At 65.0% G+C, this 19,762-nt stretch carries 15 protein-coding genes; 10 read left to right on the top strand and 5 right to left on the bottom strand.

What is annotated here, in order from left to right:
- Position 1: 1 nt before the first annotated feature.
- Positions 2–1,468: a type VII secretion integral membrane protein EccD gene (gene eccD, locus IU448_RS09955; RefSeq protein WP_195055314.1), complete on the bottom strand. Its 1,467-nt coding sequence runs from the start codon at positions 1,466–1,468 to the stop codon at positions 2–4.
- Positions 1,469–1,640: 172 nt separating this feature from the next.
- On the opposite strand from eccD, the gene eccCa reads away from it, so the two are divergent.
- The 4 genes from eccCa to IU448_RS09935 all read left to right on the top strand — a co-directional run bounded on the left by eccCa (position 1,641) and on the right by IU448_RS09935 (position 7,918).
- The gene (gene eccCa / locus IU448_RS09950) at positions 1,641–5,675 is read left to right on the top strand and encodes a type VII secretion protein EccCa (RefSeq protein ID WP_195055313.1); all 4,035 of its coding nucleotides are present in this window, start codon (positions 1,641–1,643) and stop codon (positions 5,673–5,675) included.
- Entirely contained in the window at positions 5,672–7,111 is a 1,440-nt protein-coding gene (locus tag IU448_RS09945) for a type VII secretion-associated protein (protein WP_195055312.1), read from the top strand. Before eccCa ends, IU448_RS09945 begins: the two co-directional genes overlap by 4 nt.
- A 132-nt stretch (positions 7,112–7,243) precedes the next feature.
- Complete coding sequence (locus IU448_RS09940) at positions 7,244–7,570, top strand: WXG100 family type VII secretion target (RefSeq protein WP_195055311.1); 327 nt, start codon at positions 7,244–7,246, stop codon at positions 7,568–7,570.
- Positions 7,571–7,609: 39 nt separating this feature from the next.
- A complete protein-coding gene (locus IU448_RS09935; RefSeq protein WP_195055310.1) occupies positions 7,610–7,918 on the top strand; it encodes a WXG100 family type VII secretion target in 309 nt (102 codons plus the stop codon).
- A gap of 86 nt (positions 7,919–8,004) precedes the next feature.
- Here the strand turns inward: IU448_RS09935 and IU448_RS09930 are convergent, their stop codons facing one another.
- From IU448_RS09930 to IU448_RS09915, 4 genes are all read right to left on the bottom strand, one after another.
- The gene (locus IU448_RS09930) at positions 8,005–9,162 is read right to left on the bottom strand and encodes a DUF7373 family lipoprotein (RefSeq protein ID WP_195055309.1); all 1,158 of its coding nucleotides are present in this window, start codon (positions 9,160–9,162) and stop codon (positions 8,005–8,007) included.
- 18 nt (positions 9,163–9,180) lie between these two features.
- Positions 9,181–10,737, bottom strand: a complete 1,557-nt coding sequence (locus IU448_RS09925) for a serine/threonine-protein kinase (protein WP_195055308.1) — start codon at positions 10,735–10,737, stop codon at positions 9,181–9,183.
- A gap of 122 nt (positions 10,738–10,859) precedes the next feature.
- A complete protein-coding gene (locus IU448_RS09920) occupies positions 10,860–12,035 on the bottom strand; it encodes a DUF7373 family lipoprotein (RefSeq protein ID WP_195055307.1) in 1,176 nt (391 codons plus the stop codon).
- A gap of 56 nt (positions 12,036–12,091) precedes the next feature.
- Complete coding sequence (locus tag IU448_RS09915) at positions 12,092–13,195, bottom strand: DUF7373 family lipoprotein (protein WP_195055306.1); 1,104 nt, start codon at positions 13,193–13,195, stop codon at positions 12,092–12,094.
- Between the two features lie 369 nt (positions 13,196–13,564).
- Between IU448_RS09915 and IU448_RS09910 the strand changes: the two genes are divergently transcribed.
- The 6 genes from IU448_RS09910 (at position 13,565) to IU448_RS09885 (ending at position 19,724) form a co-directional block, all read left to right on the top strand.
- The gene (locus tag IU448_RS09910) at positions 13,565–14,299 is read left to right on the top strand and encodes a lytic transglycosylase domain-containing protein (protein ID WP_228812811.1); all 735 of its coding nucleotides are present in this window, start codon (positions 13,565–13,567) and stop codon (positions 14,297–14,299) included.
- A gap of 481 nt (positions 14,300–14,780) precedes the next feature.
- Positions 14,781–16,064, top strand: a complete 1,284-nt coding sequence (gene eno / locus IU448_RS09905; protein WP_195055304.1) for a phosphopyruvate hydratase — start codon at positions 14,781–14,783, stop codon at positions 16,062–16,064.
- Between the two features lie 8 nt (positions 16,065–16,072).
- Positions 16,073–16,666 carry an FtsB family cell division protein gene (locus IU448_RS09900; protein WP_195055303.1) on the top strand — a complete coding sequence of 198 codons (594 nt, stop codon included), beginning with the start codon at positions 16,073–16,075 and terminating at the stop codon, positions 16,664–16,666.
- The gene (locus tag IU448_RS09895; protein ID WP_195055302.1) at positions 16,663–17,181 is read left to right on the top strand and encodes a DUF501 domain-containing protein; all 519 of its coding nucleotides are present in this window, start codon (positions 16,663–16,665) and stop codon (positions 17,179–17,181) included. The genes IU448_RS09900 and IU448_RS09895 overlap by 4 nt, the downstream gene beginning before the upstream one ends.
- A gap of 52 nt (positions 17,182–17,233) precedes the next feature.
- On the top strand, positions 17,234–18,181 hold the full coding sequence (locus IU448_RS09890; protein WP_195055301.1) for a Ppx/GppA phosphatase family protein: 948 nt from the start codon (positions 17,234–17,236) through the stop codon (positions 18,179–18,181).
- Between the two features lie 82 nt (positions 18,182–18,263).
- Positions 18,264–19,724 carry a peptide MFS transporter gene (locus tag IU448_RS09885; RefSeq protein ID WP_195055300.1) on the top strand — a complete coding sequence of 487 codons (1,461 nt, stop codon included), beginning with the start codon at positions 18,264–18,266 and terminating at the stop codon, positions 19,722–19,724.
- The last annotated feature ends 38 nt before the right edge of the window (positions 19,725–19,762 follow it).

Here is a 19,762-nt window from a genome sequence, read left to right as displayed (position 1 = left end):
TTCACAGCCCGCGGACGAGGGAGTAGAGGTCGGCCACCCAGAACACGAGCGGCAGCACCGCGGCCACGAACCCGTATTCGATCAGTTCGGCAGCGCGCCGCATCGGCGGTGTCGCCGATTGGTTGGGGACGATGATGCCGAGGACCAGGGCCGCGATAACCATCACCAGCGCGGCCCCGAATGCGGCCATCGGCAGATCGGCCACGAACGCCATGGCGGTGAGCATCACCAGCAGGATCGCGGCGCCGGCGACGATCAGGATTACGGCCTGTTCCGCGCCGGCGTACGTGCGGCTGCGGAACATGAGAGCCGCCGCGCAGACGAGCGCCAGGGCGATGCCCTGCCAGTAGAAACCGCCGTAGTCGGGATCGGTGGCGACCAGGGCGCCCACCACAGTGACCAGCGCAGTCGCCGTGACCAATCCGCTCAGGTACGTGCGTGCCCGCATGGATTTGGCCTGCAGTACGTCGAGAGTGGGCAGTGCTCGGTGGTCGTCGGGATCGTCCTCGGTGGGATCGATCGGAGTGCCGGGGGCGGGTACCGGCGGCAGCGGCAGTTTCGCGAGCATCATCGAGATACGCGGGGCCAGCGACAGCGCCCCGAGTCCGAGGGCCGCCACCACGGCGCCGACGGCCTCGAGCCGCTGTGCGGTGAGCAGGCCGACCAATGCCGAGGGCACCAGGAAGATCGCGACGGTGCCGGCGCCGATGAACAGCCCGAGGCCGACACCGGTCACTCGCCAGGCCAGGATCGCGGTGGCCCCGAAAAGTGTGGAACCGAGCAGCAGATGCGCCCAGCCGTAATGGTCCGGGACGATGAGCATCCCGCCGGTGAATGCCGATGGCAACGCGCACCCGCCGAGTACCAGCGCGGTTTTCGGATCCCCGTAGACGCGGCTCAGGATCATCGCCGCCACCACCAGCAGTACGGTCACGCCCAGCGCGATGGCGCCGGTGATCCAGCCGGGCATCGCATCCGGCGCGGCCAGCAGGCCCGTGCAGCCGGCCAGCATGGCGAGAACAGCCAGAATCGAGCCGGTGGTCCGCGCGGTTTTCGGATTCCAGCCGCGGAAATGTTCGGCGTCGGCGACGGCGACGTTGTACATGATGTCGTCGAACAGGGGAGTGGGCGCGGTGTTCGCCGAGCTCTCCAGCATCAGCAACTCACCGTCGCGAATGCCCTGATCACCCAGGCTCAGCGAATTCGACAGCGGTGGCTGACCGATCCGCGCCAGCACCCAGTCGGCCGGTTCGAACCGTTCGCCCTGATTGTCGAACTCGTTGGTGCGGCTGTGCGCGGCGACCATATCGACGACGCTGGGAATCACGAGGGCCACGGGCACATCGACCGGGATGGCCATATCCACCTGCGTGTGTTTGGCCAGAATGGTGACCCTGGTGAGATCCGGTGCGCGGACTATACCCCGCGAGGAATCTTCCTCCATATGGTCGAGTCGCGCATGCGTCACGCTTCCCCCAAGTTTGCTCGCTACCCTGCTGTTTTCACATTCTCCCAGCAGATGGCGCGGGTTGCGTGCCCACGTCGCGGCCAGCAGAATGCAGGTCGAACTGTACGACATGTTCGCGCCTGCCTCTACACTGAGCCCGAACATCGCATTGCCACAAGGGGGATCTCGCTCGATGACCACGGTTCGGTTTCAGCGGCGTGCGCGCCGGGAGGTTCCACGGACCCCGGGCGGCGAAGTGACACTGCAACCGCCGCCCGAGATTCCCCGGGTAACCCCCGGAAACCTGCTGATGAAGCTCATGCCGGTGGTGATGGTCCTCGGCATGGTCGGGATGATGGCGTTGATGTTCACGCGGGGCGGCGGTATCGCGTCCAATCCGATGACGCTGATGTTCCCGATGATGATGATGGTCTCGATGATCGGCATGTTCGCCGGTCAGGGCAACGGTAAGGGAGCCAAGGCGGCCGAGGCCAACGAGGACCGCAAAGACTACCTGCGTTATCTCGATCAGGTCCGCAAAGATGTCGACGTGACCGCCGCCGAACAGCGGGCCGCGGTCGAATGGAGCCATCCCGAACCCGGCCTGGTCTGGATGCTCGCCGGTACCTCCCGGATGTGGGAGCGCCGCCCCAGCGACAAGGATTTCTGCCATGTGCGCATCGGGCTCGGCGGCCAGCGCCTGGCGACCCGTTTGGTGGCGCCGGAAACCGGCCCGGTGGAGGAACTCGAACCCATCGCCGCGGTATCGCTGCGGCGTTTCGTCCGGGCCCATTCCACGGTCCCGGATCTGCCGACCGCCGTCGCGGTGAAGGGATTCGCGACGATCGCGCTCGACGGCGACCGCGCGCAGGCCCGCGATATGGTGCGCGCGATGTTGGTCCAGCTGGCCATGTTCCACGGCCCCGACCAGGTACTCACCGCGGTGGTCTGCGGTCCCGATACCAGCGCGGAATGGGAATGGACCAAATGGCTGCCGCATACCCAGCATCCGGACGCGCAGGACGGTATCGGCAGTCAGCGGATGTTCTACGGGTCGGTCCGGGAGATGATGGCCGGTCTGGCGCCGGTGCTCGCGAACCGGGTCCGCTACTCCCGTAACCAGCCCACCAACTCCGCCATGGTGCATGTGGTGATCGTGGTGGACGGCGGCCTGCTCGAGGCCGAGGACGATCAGCTCCGCGAGGCCGGGTACGAGGGCGTCACCGTGATCGACCTGTGCGGCTACGCTCCGCGGCTCGCCGTATCCCGCGGCATCACCCTGACCATCCGCAACGGCGAATGCCTGGGTCGCGGTGCCACCGGTAACCAGGAACGCTTCGCGATGATCGACCGGCTCAGCCCGGAGCAGGCCCAGCAGGTGGCCCGCCGGCTGGCTCCGTACCGGGCCGCGACCCAGCGCAGCAGCGATGTCGAGGTGACCGAGGGCGAAACCATCAACACCTGGGCTCAGCTCATGGGCCTCGGCGACCTCGGCTCCTTCAACCCGGAGAGCGCCTGGCGTCCCCGCTACGGCCGGGAACGCCTGCGGGTGCCGTTCGGCGTCGGCGCCGACGGCCTGCCCGTTGTGCTCGATATCAAGGAGGCCGCCGAATCCGGTATGGGCCCGCACGGCCTGTGCATCGGCGCCACCGGTTCGGGTAAATCGGAATTCCTGCGCACCCTGGTGCTGAGCCTGCTCGCCACCCATTCGCCCGATCAGCTGAACCTGGTCCTGGTCGACTTCAAGGGCGGTGCGACCTTCCTCGGCCTCGACGGCGTCCCGCATGTCGCGGCCGTTATCACCAACCTCGAGGAAGAGGCCGACCTCGTCGACCGTATGCGCGACGCCCTGGCCGGTGAGATGAACCGCCGGCAGGAACAGCTGCGCCAGGCCGGCAACTTCGCCAACGTCTCCGAATACGAGAAAGCCCGTGCCGCCGGCGCCGACCTGGAACCGCTGCCCGCGCTGTTCGTGGTACTCGACGAATTCTCCGAACTGCTCACCCAGCACCCGGATTTCGCCGAACTCTTCGTGATGATCGGCCGCCTGGGTCGCTCGCTGCATGTGCACCTACTCCTCGCCTCACAGCGACTGGAGGAGGGCAAACTCAAGGGCCTCGAATCCCACCTCTCCTACCGGATCGGCCTGAAAACGTTCTCCGCCAACGAATCCCGCCAGGTACTGGGCGTTCCCGACGCCTACAACCTGCCGGGCGTCCCCGGCGGCGGCTACCTGAAATCCGATTCGGGCGAAATCCAGCGCTTCCAGGCCTCCTACGTTTCCGGCCCGTACGTGGGCGGCGGTCCGCAGCGCGATATTTCGGTCGCGACCAGCGCCGGTGAAATGGATGTCACCGCGCGGCCCTTCCTCGCCAAGCACGTCGAATTCCGTGCCGCGGACCGGGTGCCCCTGGCCCCCGAACCGATCGACGAGCCGGAACCCCTGGTCGAGGACGGCGAGCAGATCTCCAACCTGGGCATGATCGCCGCCCGGATCCGCGGGCACGGCCGCCCCGCGCACCCCATCTGGCTGCCCCCACTGGACGCCGCCCCACCGCTCGACGAACTGAACGAGCATTCGATCCTCACCGGCGAATACAACGCCGTCGCGAGCCTGCGCGCTCCCATCGGCATCGTCGACCGCCCCTACGACCAGCGGCGTGATCCGCTGGTCGTGGACCTGTCCGGTGCCCGCGGCAACGTCGCCGTGGTCGGCGGCCCGCAGTCCGGTAAATCGACCATGCTGCGTTCGCTGATCATGTCGATGTCGATGACCCATACCGCCGAGCAGGTGCAGTTCTACTGCCTCGACTTCGGCGGCGGCACCCTCGCCAGCCTCGAGGGCCTACCGCATGTCGGCTCGGTCGCGGGCCGCCTGGATCAGGACAAGGTCCGCCGCACGGTCGCCGAAATGACCACCATCGTGCGCAATCGCGAACTGCGGTTCCGCCAGCTCGGTATCGAATCGATGTCGGAGTTCCGTCGCCTGCGCGCCGGTGACCCATCGATCAGTCAGGCTGCCGCCGGCGCCCACGAGGACCCGTTCGGCGACGCCTTCCTGGTGATCGACGGTTATGGCTCCATCCGCCAGGATTTCGAGGCGCTGGAACAAACCATCATGAACCTCGCGGTCCAGGGCCTGTCCTACGGTGTGCACGTGGTGATCGCCCTGTCCCGCTGGATGGAGGCGCGCCCCCAGCTCAAGGACCAGATCGGCACCCGCCTCGAACTCCGCCTCGGCGATCCGGCCGACTCGGAATTCGGCCGCAAGGTCGCCGCGCTGGTGCCGCAGGGTCGCCCGGGTCGCGGTATGACGCCGGAGAGCCTGCATATGCTCACCGCGCTCCCGCGGGTAGACGGATCGTCGAACCCCGAGGATCTCAGCCGCGGCGTCGCCGATGCTGTCGCCCGGCTACAGCAGGCCACTCCGGGTCGCCCCGCCCCGCAGGTACGGATGCTGCCGGAACGCCTCGACCGCGACCAGTTCGTCCGCGCCATCGGGCCGTGGCAGGGCCAGCCCGACCGACGCAATGCCGCGATCCCGATCGGTATCAACGAATCCGAACTCGCACCGGTTTTCCTCAACTTCGACCACAATCCGCACTTCATCATTTTCGGTGACACCGAATGCGGTAAGACCACGCTGCTGCGCAGCATCGTCGCTGGAATATTCGAATCCAACGCGCGCGCCGATGCCGCTGTCGTGCTGGTCGACTTCCGCCGAACGATGCTCGGGGCCTTCGACCCGGATCGCCTGGCCGCCTATGCGACCAGCGCAGAAGGTCTCACGACGAATATGCGCGATCTTGCCGCTATCCTGCAGACCCGCATGCCCGGACCGGACGTCACGCCGCAGCAATTGCGTGACCGGTCCTGGTGGTCGGGCCCCGATCTCTTTGTCGTGGTAGACGACTACGACCTGGTGTCCAGTGGTTCCAGCGGTAATCCTGTCGCGCAGCTCGTCGACTATCTCGCCCACGCGAAAGACATCGGCCTGCACCTGATCATTGCCCGCCGTTCCGGTGGTGCGGGCCGCGCGATGTACGAGTCGGTGATCTCGCGCCTACGTGACTTGGCTACTCCGGGATTGGTGATGAGTGGCAGCCGGGAGGAGGGCACTCTGATGGGCAATGTCCGCCCGACAGCGATGCCGCCGGGTCGTGGAACCCTCGTCGGCCGGACAGAGGCCGAACTCATCCAGACCGCGTGGATGCCGGGCCAGCAATGACCGATGTGGAGATCGCGCTGACCGAAGCCCGGCTCTGGGCCTGGAGCGCGACCACCCACGCCGACTTCGTGCCCTCGGTCGTCCCGGCCGGCGACGGCCGCAGCCTCGTGGTGGGTGAACCTCTGGCCCCACCGTCGATCGCGGTATCGCCGGTGCAACTGATCGCCGCCGATCGCATCGCATACGACCCCGGTATGCCGGTACCGGTGGATGCGCTCGCTGCTGTGTTCGCCCACGCCCTTGCACAGTTGCGCGTTCACTCGCCGTGCGGGCTGCTGACAGTGTTACACCCCAGCGAATGGGATCCTCATCGACTGAACGTGCTGCATTCCGCTGCCGCAAGGCACTGCGGTCAGGTGAACTTGGAGCCGATCGCCCTGCGCGCGGCCGTTGCGACTCGGCGGATCCGCGATGTACGCAGCGTAGTCCTGGAATTCGGACCGCTGTCGACGACCGCGACCACGGTGGTTCCCAGCGATCACGGTCCCCGCCTGGAGTTCTGCGAGCATGAGCCGGCCCTCGCCGCCGCCGAGATCGGCGCCGGCGAGCACGGTCGGAATGCTTTCCGTTCGTTATTGGAGCGTCTGACCCAAGGCTGTCAGGTCGATTCGGTGGTGATAGTCGGTCGTACCGATGCCGATTTCCTCGATCTGATCGCCGATGTGGTCGCCGAACTGTGCCGCGCTGATCTTCTCGTGGTCGCCGGCGCAGATCTCGTGCGGGTCCGCGCCACCGAACCTGCTGACCACCGGCCAACCATTCCTCCGGCTGCTGCCGACGCCGAATGGCTACAGTCGCTGCGGGAACGGGCCGCCGCCACCCGTCCGCCCCGCTCGAAAACTCCGCTGTATATCGGGGCCGTCGCTGTTTCAGCGATAGCGGCCCTGGTCACCGTCGGCGTTTTCCTCGGAATGTCCACCGCTGGGGATGCGGAGGTTGCCGCGTCCGAGCCTACTTCGACCGAACCCCCCGCGTCCGCAGATTCCGCAGAGCCGGAGCTCGACGCCGGTTCCGTCACTGTCGGCTACGTGGCGTTGACCGTGCCCGAAGGCTGGCGGATCATCGACCCGCATACCGCATCCACCGTTCGCTTGGTGCTCGAGCCGAATACGGGTCCCAAGGCCCGAATCACAGTCACCCAGGAGCAGTTACAGATCGCCAGGGCCGGCTACGACTTGGTCGCCTCCGACCTCGAGACCAAAATAGCCGCCGGCCCAGCTGGTTTGTACTCTCCAGTTCGTCGCGACGTGGTCTTCGGTGGCCGGCCGGGGTTGGCCTATACCGAGCATCCAGAGGACGGATCTACCGTTGACTGGCATGTTATCGTCGAACACAGTATCCAGATCAGCATCGGATGCCAGTATCGGACAGGGGGGTACGACTCGATTACACCTATCTGTGAAGACCTCGCATCCTCGCTAGATGTCAACCCATGACTCCTGCCGGGATATTTTCGAGAATCCATGGAACCGATTGGACGCGGAACGCGTCCAATCAAGATGAAGGGCAAGTTCGGGCCGTTTGCGGACGCAGGGGGTCCGGAACCGAACTCACAATGAGGAGAAACCATGGCTGGTTTGACAGTCGACTCATCCGGGATGTCCACAGGCGCCAAGCACATCGATGATGTGAATGACCAGATGCAGGGCGTGCTCCGGAACATTCGGGATCTGGTGGCGGGCAGCGCCGGCAACTGGGAAGGTGCTGCCGCCGGCTCTTTCCGGCGTGTCATGGACGATTACGATGCCAAGTCGCAGCGTCTGGCCACCGTGCTGACCGAGATTGCAACCATGATCCGCAAGAACGGCGAGAACTACGAAACCTCCGAGCAGGAGAACCAGCAGTCCATCGCTGCTGTGGAATCCGCCCTCTCGGCATCGACCATCAAGCTCTAGGCACCTCGGCCGCTCTACGAACACCACCAGGAGTTTCCAATGTTGAAGTACAGCCAAGAGCAGCTCATGGCGCTGTCGACCGATATCGACAGGAGGGTCGGCGAGCTCAGGACCCAGAATGATGATCTGATGGGTTACGCGCAGAATCTTGCCCAGTCGTGGGAAAGCGACAGCAGTTCGGGAAATGATGGCGCGTACGAAGCCTATATGGTCAAGCAGAACGAGTGGAAAGTCGCCCAGATCGAGCTGCTGGATGTCCTGAATCGCATCTCGCGGGTTGTCCAGGACGGTGCGATCAATATGTCCGACACCGACAAGCGGAATGCCGGCGCCTGGATGTCGATGTAATTTGCTTGACAATGCCGATCATCGGCTGTCGATCCAATACGGTGATGCCCCGGGGTTTTTTACCCGGGGCATCACTCATGCTCGATTCAGGGTGCTTGCTCCAGGAGAAGATACTGTGCCGCAACTTGCTGGTGTAGATCCTGAATCTGGTTGGAGCCCTCGATAATGACAGTGTAGTGGCCAACTGTGAACACACACGAGAGGGAACCTGTCGACTCGGGGTCGTCGGTGCAGTAAGCCGCCGGTAGCCCCGGTGGCGAATCGACCCGTTGACGTGCAGAGTCCTGCTGGGATATGAAATATGCCTTCAAACGGCTTGCTGCATCCGGATCGCCGGCGCGGTATATCCTTGCTGCGGCGTGCACTGCCAAGTCGACGTGGGCATCCTCGAACGCCCGCTTTGCCAGGTCCGGTCGTTCCAGGAAGTTCAACGCGACCACTGGACTCATAACCAACTCGGCAGCCGGTTCGGATCCGGCAAGGGTATAGGTCAGTATTCCGTCCCGGTCGACGGGGAGATCGTCCATTTGGTCAGGCGGTGTCGGTTCGTAGTCTCGAAGGGCGGCGAACTGTTCGTCGAATACCGTCTTGGTGAGACCGGCCAAGGCCGCGGGATCAGGTGGAAGATCGACACCTGCGCCCACCCATGTCTTCAACACAAATGGGCCTTGTGCAATCCATGTCGAGACTGCACCGAACTTGCTGACCTGCCCGAATGCAGAGGGATATTCCGGTATGGAAATGGTCTCGACGGGCGGATACTTGCCATGCATAGCAGTGTCTGCGAGGAACTGTGCGGCGGCGGTAGCTTGGCCGGTCTCGGCGAACCTCATCACGCTGAGTTCGATGGTTCTGCCATGGTTGGAATCTTGCCGCCGTTGCCCCATCGTCTCCCATCCGGCGATGAAACCAGGTGCGCCCGAGAGAAAATTCTCGGGTTTCAACGGCGGCATGAGCGGTGTGAGTATCTTGCGCTGGGCCTCGACCCGATTGAAGACGAGCCGCGGGCTGGTCTCCATTATCATCGGTACATGTGCACCCAGTCGGAGGGGCTCCTGAATATCGATATTCTCAGGTGTGCGGACCTCCTCTGCGGTCCGTGGTGTAGTCGGGTAATTCCCCGGCTGTAGCGAGGCGGTATCAACGTCCTGGCCGGAGGCCGGAGAATCATCGCCGCAGCCGGTTGCGGTCAGCAGTGCTACGCAGACAGGCAGCACGATGGATAAGCGTTTCATAGTGTGCATATCGGCCTCCCCGACAGGTTAAATAACCCTCGATATGGCTGGAACCAATTCGTTCACAAGACGTTCAGGTGACTGATCGGTCCATACTTGCAATGCCTGTACTGTTGTGACGTCGTCCACCACGACGATCTTTGCGGTTGAATTCAAGAATGAGTTGGGTAGCCCGTTGAGGCCGCCGTTTCCGGCAGCGCTGTCGGTTCTTCCGACGATTACCAGGTCCAAGAGCTTCGGGACACTGAATCCAGTTGGCGCGAGCTCACGTGGCGACTTCTCGTTCTTGAGCGGGAGGTAGGCTTCGCTGTATCGGAATCCGAGATCACGGAGGAAGTTCGCCTGGGGGGAGCCGTCGAGGGCGGCCGAGAACAGGGAGTTTCCGTAATTGAATACTGCTACGGTTTTGTTCGCGAATTCGGGGTGTGCTGAACGTACCTGGGCGAGATCGGGGCCTGTGGGCGATCCCGAGCCATTTCCGGAAATCGCATACACCCCCGCCGCGATTGCAAGGACAGCGACAATCGCCGAGGCCGCAGCAACAAGAAGTTTCCGCCTGCGAGCACGGCCGATACCGGACTCCGGGGCGGAACGGCCGAAATCCTCTCGCGGCTGGGTGATGATCGAAGACTGATCGCGCTGGGTAACGGCTGTCGCTGTCGGCGAGCCCGAGCCCGTGTAGGCGACGGGCACTGCGCGGTGTGTCGTCCGGTAGCCACCATCCGGGGCGAATTGGGGCCGTCCGTAGAGGGCGGACTCGGCATCGGCAACGAAATCGCGACAGCTGCTGTAACGGTGCGCCGGATTCTTGGCGAGCACTCTTGCAAAGACTCGGTCGAGGGCGGGCGGCAGATCAAGGCGCGTCGCCGAGATCTGCGGTGGGGCCTCGTTCAAGTGACCCATCATCACCATCGCCGGGACGGTCGACGGGTAGGGATTTTGACCGGTCAGCAATTTGAAAAACGAACATCCCAGGCTGTAGATGTCGGACCGGTAGTCGATCTGCTGTCCGAGTAACTGCTCTGGCGACGCGTAGGCGATCGTAGCCATGAACTTGCCGGTTGCAGTGAGATCCTGGCCGTCTTCCACGGACTTGGCAACGCCGAAGTCGGTGAGTAGGACCCGCTCTTCATCATCATCCGGAGAGTTCGACAGCAGGAAGTTGGCCGGTTTGATATCGCGGTGCAGCAAACGCCGCCGGTGCGCGTAGTCGAGCCCCTTGCCGACCTCGGAGATGATTCGCAAGGCGCGCTGTACCGTCATCACCGCGGGCCCCTTCTGGGCCTCCTCGGATGCATCGGTGCCCGGGACGAATTTCATCGCGATCCACAGCAGACCGTGATCTTCACCGCGGTTGTACACCGGGACGATATTGGGATGGTCCAGGCCCGCAGCGAGACTGCCCTCACGTTCGAAGCGTGCGCGGAACTCCGGGTCGTTGGAGAGTTCCTCGTTGAGGACCTTGATCGCGTCCTGACGTGGCAGACTCGGGTGCTGGCCGAGGTACACCGCGCCCATACCGCCGCTGCCGAGTACGCGTTCTATACGGTAACCGCCGATAACGGCACCTGGCGGCAATGCCATTCGCTCCTCCTATACCTTCGGTCACGCCGGCGGCGGGGTATTCTGTACGGATGCCGTCACAGCGATTGTGGTCCGGCAAGAACGGTCCGGCACGGCGAACGTGCGCTCTCCACGGCCCGACGTCATCGACTATTGGCCAGCATCGCGTATTGGGCGGCTGTGGCTTGATAGAGTTCAGGCGATGGCGCATTTCCGATGCCGAAGGCATCTATGACTGCGACGTAGCGGTCGTACACGATGACGCAGGAAAAGCTGTCCTGTATGCCTGAGAATTCACGCATCAGACAGCGGGCGTCGGTGAGGCCCGGCGGATTGGGTAGTTCCTCGTCGTACTTTTCCGCCCGTGTCAGTGCGGTTTGTAGTGAAAAAGCCTGTTGCATACTGCCGGTGCGGTAGACCGTGGCTCCGTTCCTGGCAACGAGGTCGACACCGTACGGCGTGTAATCGCCGGTCACTCCTGCGTCGGTCTCCATATGGAGGTGTGCCGACGGTGGATAAGCTCCGGCCATGTCGTTGTACGCGGCGCTGCCCGGATACTCGTCCGGCAGGGTGATCCTCATAATTCCTTCCGGATCGATGGGAAGATCCAACATGTCGTCCGGTGGCGTGGGTGTCAATTCATCCAGGGCCGAGAACTGGAGATCCAGGATTCGCTTCATCCGGTCGCCCATCTGCTCCGCTTGATCCGGTGGCGCCAGTATCGAAGCGTGCACCACGAATGGTCCCCGGGCTGCGAACAACAGCCCTTCGTTGCGGCTCGGGGACAAGGCTGCATGGGCATCGCTGTATCCGGCTATATCGATCTTCTGCCGTCCCGGTACAGCGTGATCGATGGCGGCGTTGTACTCCGCTGCGGCCGTTCGCGCATAGTCGGCGTCGGGAAAGTTCAATATGGAGATGGCTGTGCGCTTTTCGTTCCTGGCACTGTTGTTGGCTCGTATCGTTGCGGCGCCGGCGATGAAATAGTTCTTCTCCGATATCGGTTCGAGGTCCGCGGGGTACGTGCCGGGGCCCGGGGGAGAACTACCCGACAAAAGTGCGGTATCCCAGAGGTATCGGAGGTCGGGGTCCACGCTGTACGGTGAAATCAGATACCCGAGCATCCTGCGTGCCTCCAGTGAGTACACGTCCACGTTGGTTCCGATCTTCATATCGAAATCGGCAGGTTCCGTCGGGTAGAGCCCGACATCGAGTTTGTCCACGGCCGCCGGACTCATCCCCGGCCCGGGGTGGCCGACGATCGCCTGACCGCATGCTGTTGTCACCGCCGCCGTGACTGTCAGGATCAGCGCCGCCACCAACAGTTGTCTACGGCTCGGCCTTCTACTGGTACCCGTTGTCGTCAATTCGCACCCTATCTTGCAAGCAAGGCGTACTGGGCGGCGGTCTTTTGATGTAGATCCTGGATTTGTGCGCCTTCCACGTGTGTAAAGTATTTACCCGTTCGGAGTACGCAGAAGCTGGACGGCCGCTGATGCTCCTCGACTTTTCTTCGGAAGCACTCGACCCCGCCGTCTATACCGGTGGGGGCAGCGATCGGTTGTGAGTCCGTCGTTTCGTCCGGGCGGAGGAGTTCCCAGAGGGCTTCGGCGCCTTGGGTAGACCTACTGCGGATGACTACAGTTTCCGCGAGGGCTATCGCGCTGACTTCGCCTTTGTCCAGAAACTCCAAGCTGGACAAACCGATGAAGTGCAGCGCTCCTCGCCCCCGGAAAGCGCTGGAAGGCCCTAGCGCGGCGGCGACCTCTTCGCTCTTCGGCAATGCCAGACTCAGGATTCCGTCTGGGTCGAGTTCGATATTCTCGAGTTGATCAGCAGGCGTGGGCTCGAACTTGTCGAGCAACGGCATCTGGAGGTCGAGCAGGGATTCGGTCCGTCGGACCATATCCGGAAGGTCTGTCTTGTTCGAATTGTCGTCGAACTTGACGAAGACCACGTAGCGATCATGATTCGTCCAGCTGCCCAGCGAGGCGACACCCGGGCGCCAATGAGCTTTTGCATAAGGGTATTCGGGAAGCTGAACAGGCCGGTTGTCTGTGTTGAAGGTGAAATCGTCGTGTTCGAGACCCGCGGCGACACGTTCGGCGGTCGGCGCATCGGGGAACATCAAGACCGCGATGCTCATCTCCTGGGCGGTCGTGGGGTGGTCTTCCGTCGCCCAGGTGTGCACCCAACCTGCCGTCAAGTCTGCGGCTACCTCGTCGAACGTGTCGTTGATGACGAGTGACTGCATGTCCTTGCGGTTGAGTACAACAGGGCCGCCCGTTCCCACCACCATCCGCGAGTAAGCGGGATCAGCTTCGAACGGCAATACAACGAAATCACCCAGCCGCTCTCCCTCGCGGTAGCGCGCGGCCTCCTTGTCGCCCGCGGTTCCGACGTGGATCGGTTCGGTCGGATAATTACCGACTTCCAGACCGGACAGGTCCGGCTTCGGTCGAACAGCTTGGCCGTTCACTACCGATCCACACCCCGCTGTTCCCGTCACCATCGCCGCTGTCGCGAACACGGCGACCGCGTTGCGCAGCCTTGCGAGTTGTCGTCGGTGCATGGCGGCCCCCCTAACGATTACGATCCCGCGGAATCGTACTGCACGTTGTGCGCCGGGACCGTAACAAGTTCTGATTGATCAGCAGTGAAGTGCGGTTATGTAGACCGTTGATAGCTAAAGCTTTCCGATGATCAGCACGTGGGTCGCGGGCCGGTGGCAGGCGAAGGCGGCTGGGTCGGATCGCGGTGGAGTGCCGATCATGAGCGGAGCGCGTCCGGCGTGCTGCCGGCCACAGCCTCGGTGCGGTCAGCGCATTGCGGCGTTCCGATCTGGATGATGGATGGTGTGCGTTCCCGCAGGTACGGCGTTATCGCCGCTTCGATCGTCGCGTTGTTGCTCACCGGGTGTGGGGTGGGTGAGGAACTCGTGCCCATTCCCGAGGGGACCCCGCCCGGCCCCGGGGTGCCGGTTCCGGTGATCGATCTCGATGCGCCCGGCCGGACCGCGGCCTTGTTGAACGGGTGGGCGTCGGAGCATGCGGATGGGCTGGAGATGCCGGTGGCGGCGTTGGAGGCGTATGGGTATGCGGCGGCGGTGATGGGGAGGTCGCGGCCGGAGTGCGGGGTTGCGTGGACGACGCTGGCGGGGATCGGGAGTGTGGAGAGCGATCACGGCCGGCATCAGGGTGCGGAGGTAGGGGCGGATGGGCTGGTGCAGCCGGGGATCATCGGGATTGCGCTGGACGGGTCGCCGGGGGTGGCGGAGATCCGGGATACCGATGGTGGGCGGTTCGATGGGGATACGGTTTACGATCGGGCGGTCGGGCCGATGCAGTTCATCCCGGAGACCTGGCGGAAGTGGGGAGTGGACGCCAATGGGGACGGGGTGGCCGATCCGCACAGTATCGATGATGCGGCGTTGACGGCTGCCCGTTACTTGTGTGTCAGCGGCGGGGATCTGCTGAGTGCGGAAGGGTGGAGCCGGGCGCTGTTCACCTATAACCGGTCGCAGAGCTATATGGAGGAGGTCCGTGACCGGGCGGCAGCCTACAGTGTCGGCCGACGCGTGTGATGGGAATGCGGCCCCTGCTCTCTGAACTCGGCGCATGGCTGTTGGGGCTGGGCGAGACCTCCACTGGGAGTGCCGGCGAACCTGCAGCGCCCGCGTTCCGCCGAGGTCGCCGTGGGAAACCGTCGCCCCGGCGAGGAACAGGTCGAGTCAGCTCGTCCCTGCGCCGTCGAGATGTGTGCGGTGCGTGCGCAGAGTCTCGCCCACCGGCCGCCGACTACGGGTCCCTGGGCAAGGCTGCTCGCGGACCGACCTCGCTCGGGCGTGCTGTGGCTCATGGGCGGCGCGTGCGCGTGACCTCGTGACACTGTCCGGCACGGCGGGGTTGGGCGCGTGGCGGTGTACCGGATGGGCAGGAGCTTCCGGGGAGCTCGGCGTGGTGCGGGGCGGCAGATGGACTGGCTCCGAGCGGGCCTACTAGGCTCGCGACTGCACGGCTCTTTCCTGATCACACCGTGCCGACAGCCGAAGGAGTGTTGTTTTCGTGGCCATCATCGAACAGGTCGGAGCTCGCGAGATCCTGGATTCGCGCGGTAACCCCACCGTCGAAGTCGAGATCGCCCTCGACGACGGCACCCTGACCCGGGCCGCGGTGCCGTCGGGTGCGTCCACCGGTGAGCACGAGGCCGTGGAGCTGCGGGACGGCGGGGAGCGCTACCTGGGTAAAGGGGTGCAGAAGGCGGTTGAGGGGGTGCTGGACGAGATCGCCCCGGCGGTGATCGGGCTGGACGCTGTCGAACAGCGGACCGTCGACCAGGCGCTGCTGGATCTGGACGGCACCCCGGACAAGTCCCGGCTGGGTGCGAACGCGCTGCTGGGTGTGTCGCTGGCGGTGGCGCGGGCGGCGGCGGAGTCGTCGGGGCTGGAACTGTTCCGTTACCTCGGCGGACCGAACGCGCATGTGCTGCCGGTACCGATGATGAACATCCTCAACGGTGGCGCGCATGCCGATACCGGGGTGGATGTGCAGGAGTTCATGGTGGCGCCGATCGGGGCGCCGACGTTCAAGGAATCGCTGCGCTGGGGCGCGGAGGTCTATCACGCGCTGAAAGCGGTGCTGAAGGAGAAGGGGCTGGCCACCGGGCTGGGCGACGAGGGCGGATTCGCCCCGGATGTCGCCGGTACCCGGGAGGCGCTGGACCTGATCAGCGTCGCGATCGGGAAGACTGGGCTGAAACTGGGCCGGGATGTGGCGCTGGCCCTGGATGTTGCGGCGACCGAGTTCTACTCCAACGGTGCGTACCAGTTCGAGGGTTCGGCGCGTACCGCCGCGGAGATGGCGAAGTTCTACACCGAGCTGCGTGCCGCGTACCCGCTGGTGTCCATCGAGGACCCGCTGTCGGAGGACGACTGGGACGGCTGGGTGGCGCTCACCGACGAAATCGGCGACAAGGTGCAGCTGGTCGGCGACGACCTGTTCGTCACCAACCCGGAACGGCTCGAGGACGGTATCGCCAAGGGCGCCGCGAACGCGCTGCTGGTGAAGGTGAACCAGATCGGCACGCTCACCGAGACCCTGGACGCCGTCGAACTCGCGCACCGTAACGGGTACAAGACGATGATGTCGCACCGGTCGGGTGAAACCGAGGACACCACCATCGCGGATCTCGCCGTCGCCGTCGGCAGTGGACAGATCAAGACGGGTGCGCCGGCGCGCAGCGAGCGGGTGGCGAAGTACAACCAGCTGCTGCGGATCGAGGACGCGCTCGGCGATTCGGCTCGTTATGCGGGCGATGTCGCGTTCCCGCGGTTCACGTTCGAGGACTGAGCAAGAAGATGGCGGAGCGGCGTGCGCGCGGGACCAGCCCGGCCGGGCGGGGTAACCGGCGCACGTCGCGTGCGCCGTCCCGGCGGCCCGCTGCCGCTGTACACGGCGGCGCCGAACGGGTGCGCCGGACCACCCGCCGGTCCCGCAGCCGCGCCGCGGGGACCCGGGACTGGACCGAACGGACCATCCTCGGGCTTTCCGCCGGTAAGGCGATCATCCTGGCGATGGTGGTGTGCGCGCTGGCCATGACGTTGGCGGTGCCCATGCGCACCTATTTCACGCAGCGCTCCGAGGCCGCCCAGCTGGCGGCCGAACGCCGGACGCTCGAGGCCGATATCGCCGTCCTGAAGGATCGCCGGGCGCAGCAGGAGGATCCGGCGTATATCCGGTCCGAGGCGCGGGACCGGTTGCGACTTGTCATGCCGGGGGAGACCCCGTATATCGTGCAGGTCCCGGGGATCGAGGTACCTGCCATTCCCGACCCGCAGGCGCCGCGCGACGTTCCCGACCCGTGGTACACCGACCTGTGGCGCAGTATTTCCGAACCACCACCCGTCGAAGAAGCGGCACCGCCCGCGCCGCAGCCGGAAGGAAACAGGTGAGCACACCCGACGACCGAGATCTGCAGATCGTCGCCGAACAGTTGGGCCGCGCCCCGCGCGGGGTGCTCGCCATCGCCTACCGGACACCCGACGGTTTGCCCGCGGTGGTGAAGACCGCGCCGAAACTGCCCGACGGGACTCCTTTTCCGACGCTGTACTACCTGACCGATCCGCGGCTCACGGCCGAGGCCAGCCGGTTGGAATCCGCGGGCGTGATGAAAGGGATGACCGAACGCCTGGGCCGCGACCCCGAATTGGCTGCCGCTTACCGGGCCGCGCACGAGAGTTATCTGGCCGAACGCGACGAGATCGAATCGCTGGGCACCGATTTCAGCGGCGGCGGTATGCCGGACCGGGTGAAATGCCTGCATGTGCTGATCGCGCACGCGCTCGCCAAAGGGCCGGGGGTGAATCCGCTCGGTGACGAAGCGGTGGCCCTGGCGGCCGAGAACGGATTGCGGGGGACCGCGGTTCCGGCGGACTGGCCGCGGTACGCGCCGGAGGCGGAATCATGAGGCGATACCCCGGCCGCCGCGAACGGTATGTACCAGCTTCGAAGGAGTCGCTGTGAACGACAGGGTGGCGGCCGTGGATTGCGGCACCAACTCGATCCGCCTGCTGATCGCCGATATCGGCACCGACGGCGCGCTCACCGATGTGCATCGGGAGATGCGGATCGTGCGGCTCGGCAAGGGCGTGGACGCGACCGGCCGGCTCGATCCGGCGGCGATCGAACGCACCCGGGTGGCGCTGGCCGACTATGTGACGCTGATGGCCGAGCACGAGGTGCGGCGGGTGCGAATGGTCGCCACCTCCGCGACCCGTGATGCGTCGAACCGGGACGATTTCTTTGCGATGACGCGCGCCGAACTGGGTCGTGTGGTGCCGGGCGCCGAAGCCGAGGTGATCACCGGCGACGAGGAGGCCCGGTTGTCGTTCGCGGGCGCGGTGGGTGAGTTGCGGCCGGACGACGGCCCTTTCGTGGTGGTCGATCTGGGCGGCGGTTCCACCGAACTGGTAGTCGGTGACAGCACCGGTGTGCAGGCGGCGTTCTCGGCCGATATCGGCTGTGTGCGGGTCACCGAGCGATGCCTGCACGGAAATCCGCCCTCGGCCGATCAGGTGGCCGCTGCCCGGGATTTCGCGACCGAGCGGCTCACCGAGGCTTTCACTCGGGTGCCGGTGGACGGCGCGCACACCTGGGTCGGGGTGGCCGGCACGATGACCACACTGGCCGCGGTGGCCCTGGACCTGCCGGAATACGATTCGGCCAAAACGCATCTCGCGCGGATCGAACTGCCGGAACTGAACGCGGTCTGCGATCGGCTGATCGGGATGGATCACGACCAGCGGGCCGCGCTGGGGCCGATGCATCCGGGCCGAGTGGACGTGATCGGCGGCGGTGCGGTGATCACCGAGGTACTGGCGGCGGAACTGGCCGAGCGGGCCGGTATCCGGGCGCTGGTCGTCAGCGAACACGACATCCTGGACGGTATCGCCCAGTCGATCGCCTGAGCCCGGGCGCCCGCGTCAACGTGCGATATCGGTTCGGTGCGGTATGCCACGCGGCAGGTCTGGTTCGTGGCAGAGTCGGGGAATGTCGGACGCACCCTCCACGGCGGTCCCCGGCCGGACCTTCTTCGGGCACCCCATCGGCCTGGTCAACCTGTTCGGTGTGGAGCTGTGGGAGCGGTTCTCCTTCTACGGGATGCTCACGATCCTGGGCTACTACCTGTACTACGAGACCACCGAGGGCGGGCTCGGGATCGATCAGGACGTCGCGGTCGGACTGGTAGGCGCCTACGGCGGGCTCGTCTATCTGTGTACGGTGCTCGGCGGGTGGGTGTCCGACCGGCTGATCGGGATGGAACGGACCGTCTTCTACGGCGGAGTCGTGGTGATGACCGGGCATATCGCGCTCGCGCTGGTGCCCGGGCTGGCCGGAGTCGGGCTGGGGCTGGTCCTGGTCGCCCTGGGCAGTGGCGCCTTGAAATCGAATGCGTCCGCGCTGCTGGGCACCCTGTATCCGAAGGGTGACGCGCGCGTCGACGGCGGTTTCACGCTGTTCTATCTGGGAATCAACCTGGGCGCCTTCACCGGGCCGTTGCTCACCGGTCTGCTGCAGCAGGAATGGGGTTTCCACGCGGGCTTCGGGGCGGCCGCGGTCGGGATGGCGCTCGGGTTGATCCAGTACGTGATGTTCCGGCGCAACCTCGGTACCGCCGGTCGTGACGTGCCGGATCCGCTGCCGCGCCGCGCGCTCGGCCCGCTGGCGGGACTGCTGCTCGTCGCGATCCTGGTGATCGTGGGAGTGCTGGTGACCGGTCTGGTCACCATCGGCAATCTGCCGGATGTCACCACGGCGCTCATCGTGGTGGCCGCCCTCGGATATTTCGCCGTGCTGCTCACCCATCGCCGGGTCACCGCGGTCGAACGGAGCCGGGTGTGGGCGTTCGTGCCGCTGTTCGTGGCGAATGTGGTGTTCTGGTCGCTGTTCCAGCAGATCTTCACCGTGCTGGCGGTGTACTCCGACGAACGGATGAACTGGAACATCTTCGGCTGGACGGCGCCGTCGAACTGGATCGGTTCGGTGGAACCGGTGTGGATCATCGCGCTGTCGCCGCTGTTCGCGCTGCTGTGGACGAAGCTGGGAAGCAGGGCACCGAGCACACCCCGTAAGTTCGCCTTCGGCGTGATCGGTATGGGCGCGGCGTTCCTGCTGTTCGTGCCGCTGGCGGGGACCACCGGTAAGGCCGTGCCGGCGCTGGTGGTGCTGTTCATCATGGCGGTGTTCGCGGTCTCGGAGCTGCTGATCTCGCCGATCGGGCTGGCGGTCACCACCCAGTTGGCGCCGCAACATTTCCGGGCCCAGATGATGGCGCTCTACTTTCTGTCGGTGGCGTTGGGCACCACGCTGTCCGGCGTGCTGGCCCGGTTCTACTCCGCTGATGCCGAATTCGCCTACTTCGGGATCACCGGTCTGGTGGCTGTCGCGGCCGGCCTGGCGATTGCGGCGCTGTCGTCGTGGATAACCCGATATATGTCGGGAGTGCACTAGCGTTCCCGGTACTCGCGCCAGTAACACAGGAGGCCGCA

This window comes from Nocardia flavorosea (assembly GCF_015477805.1).
GTDB lineage: Bacteria > Actinomycetota > Actinomycetes > Mycobacteriales > Mycobacteriaceae > Nocardia > Nocardia flavorosea_A.
This window is presented reverse-complemented; position numbering and strand designations above follow the sequence as displayed.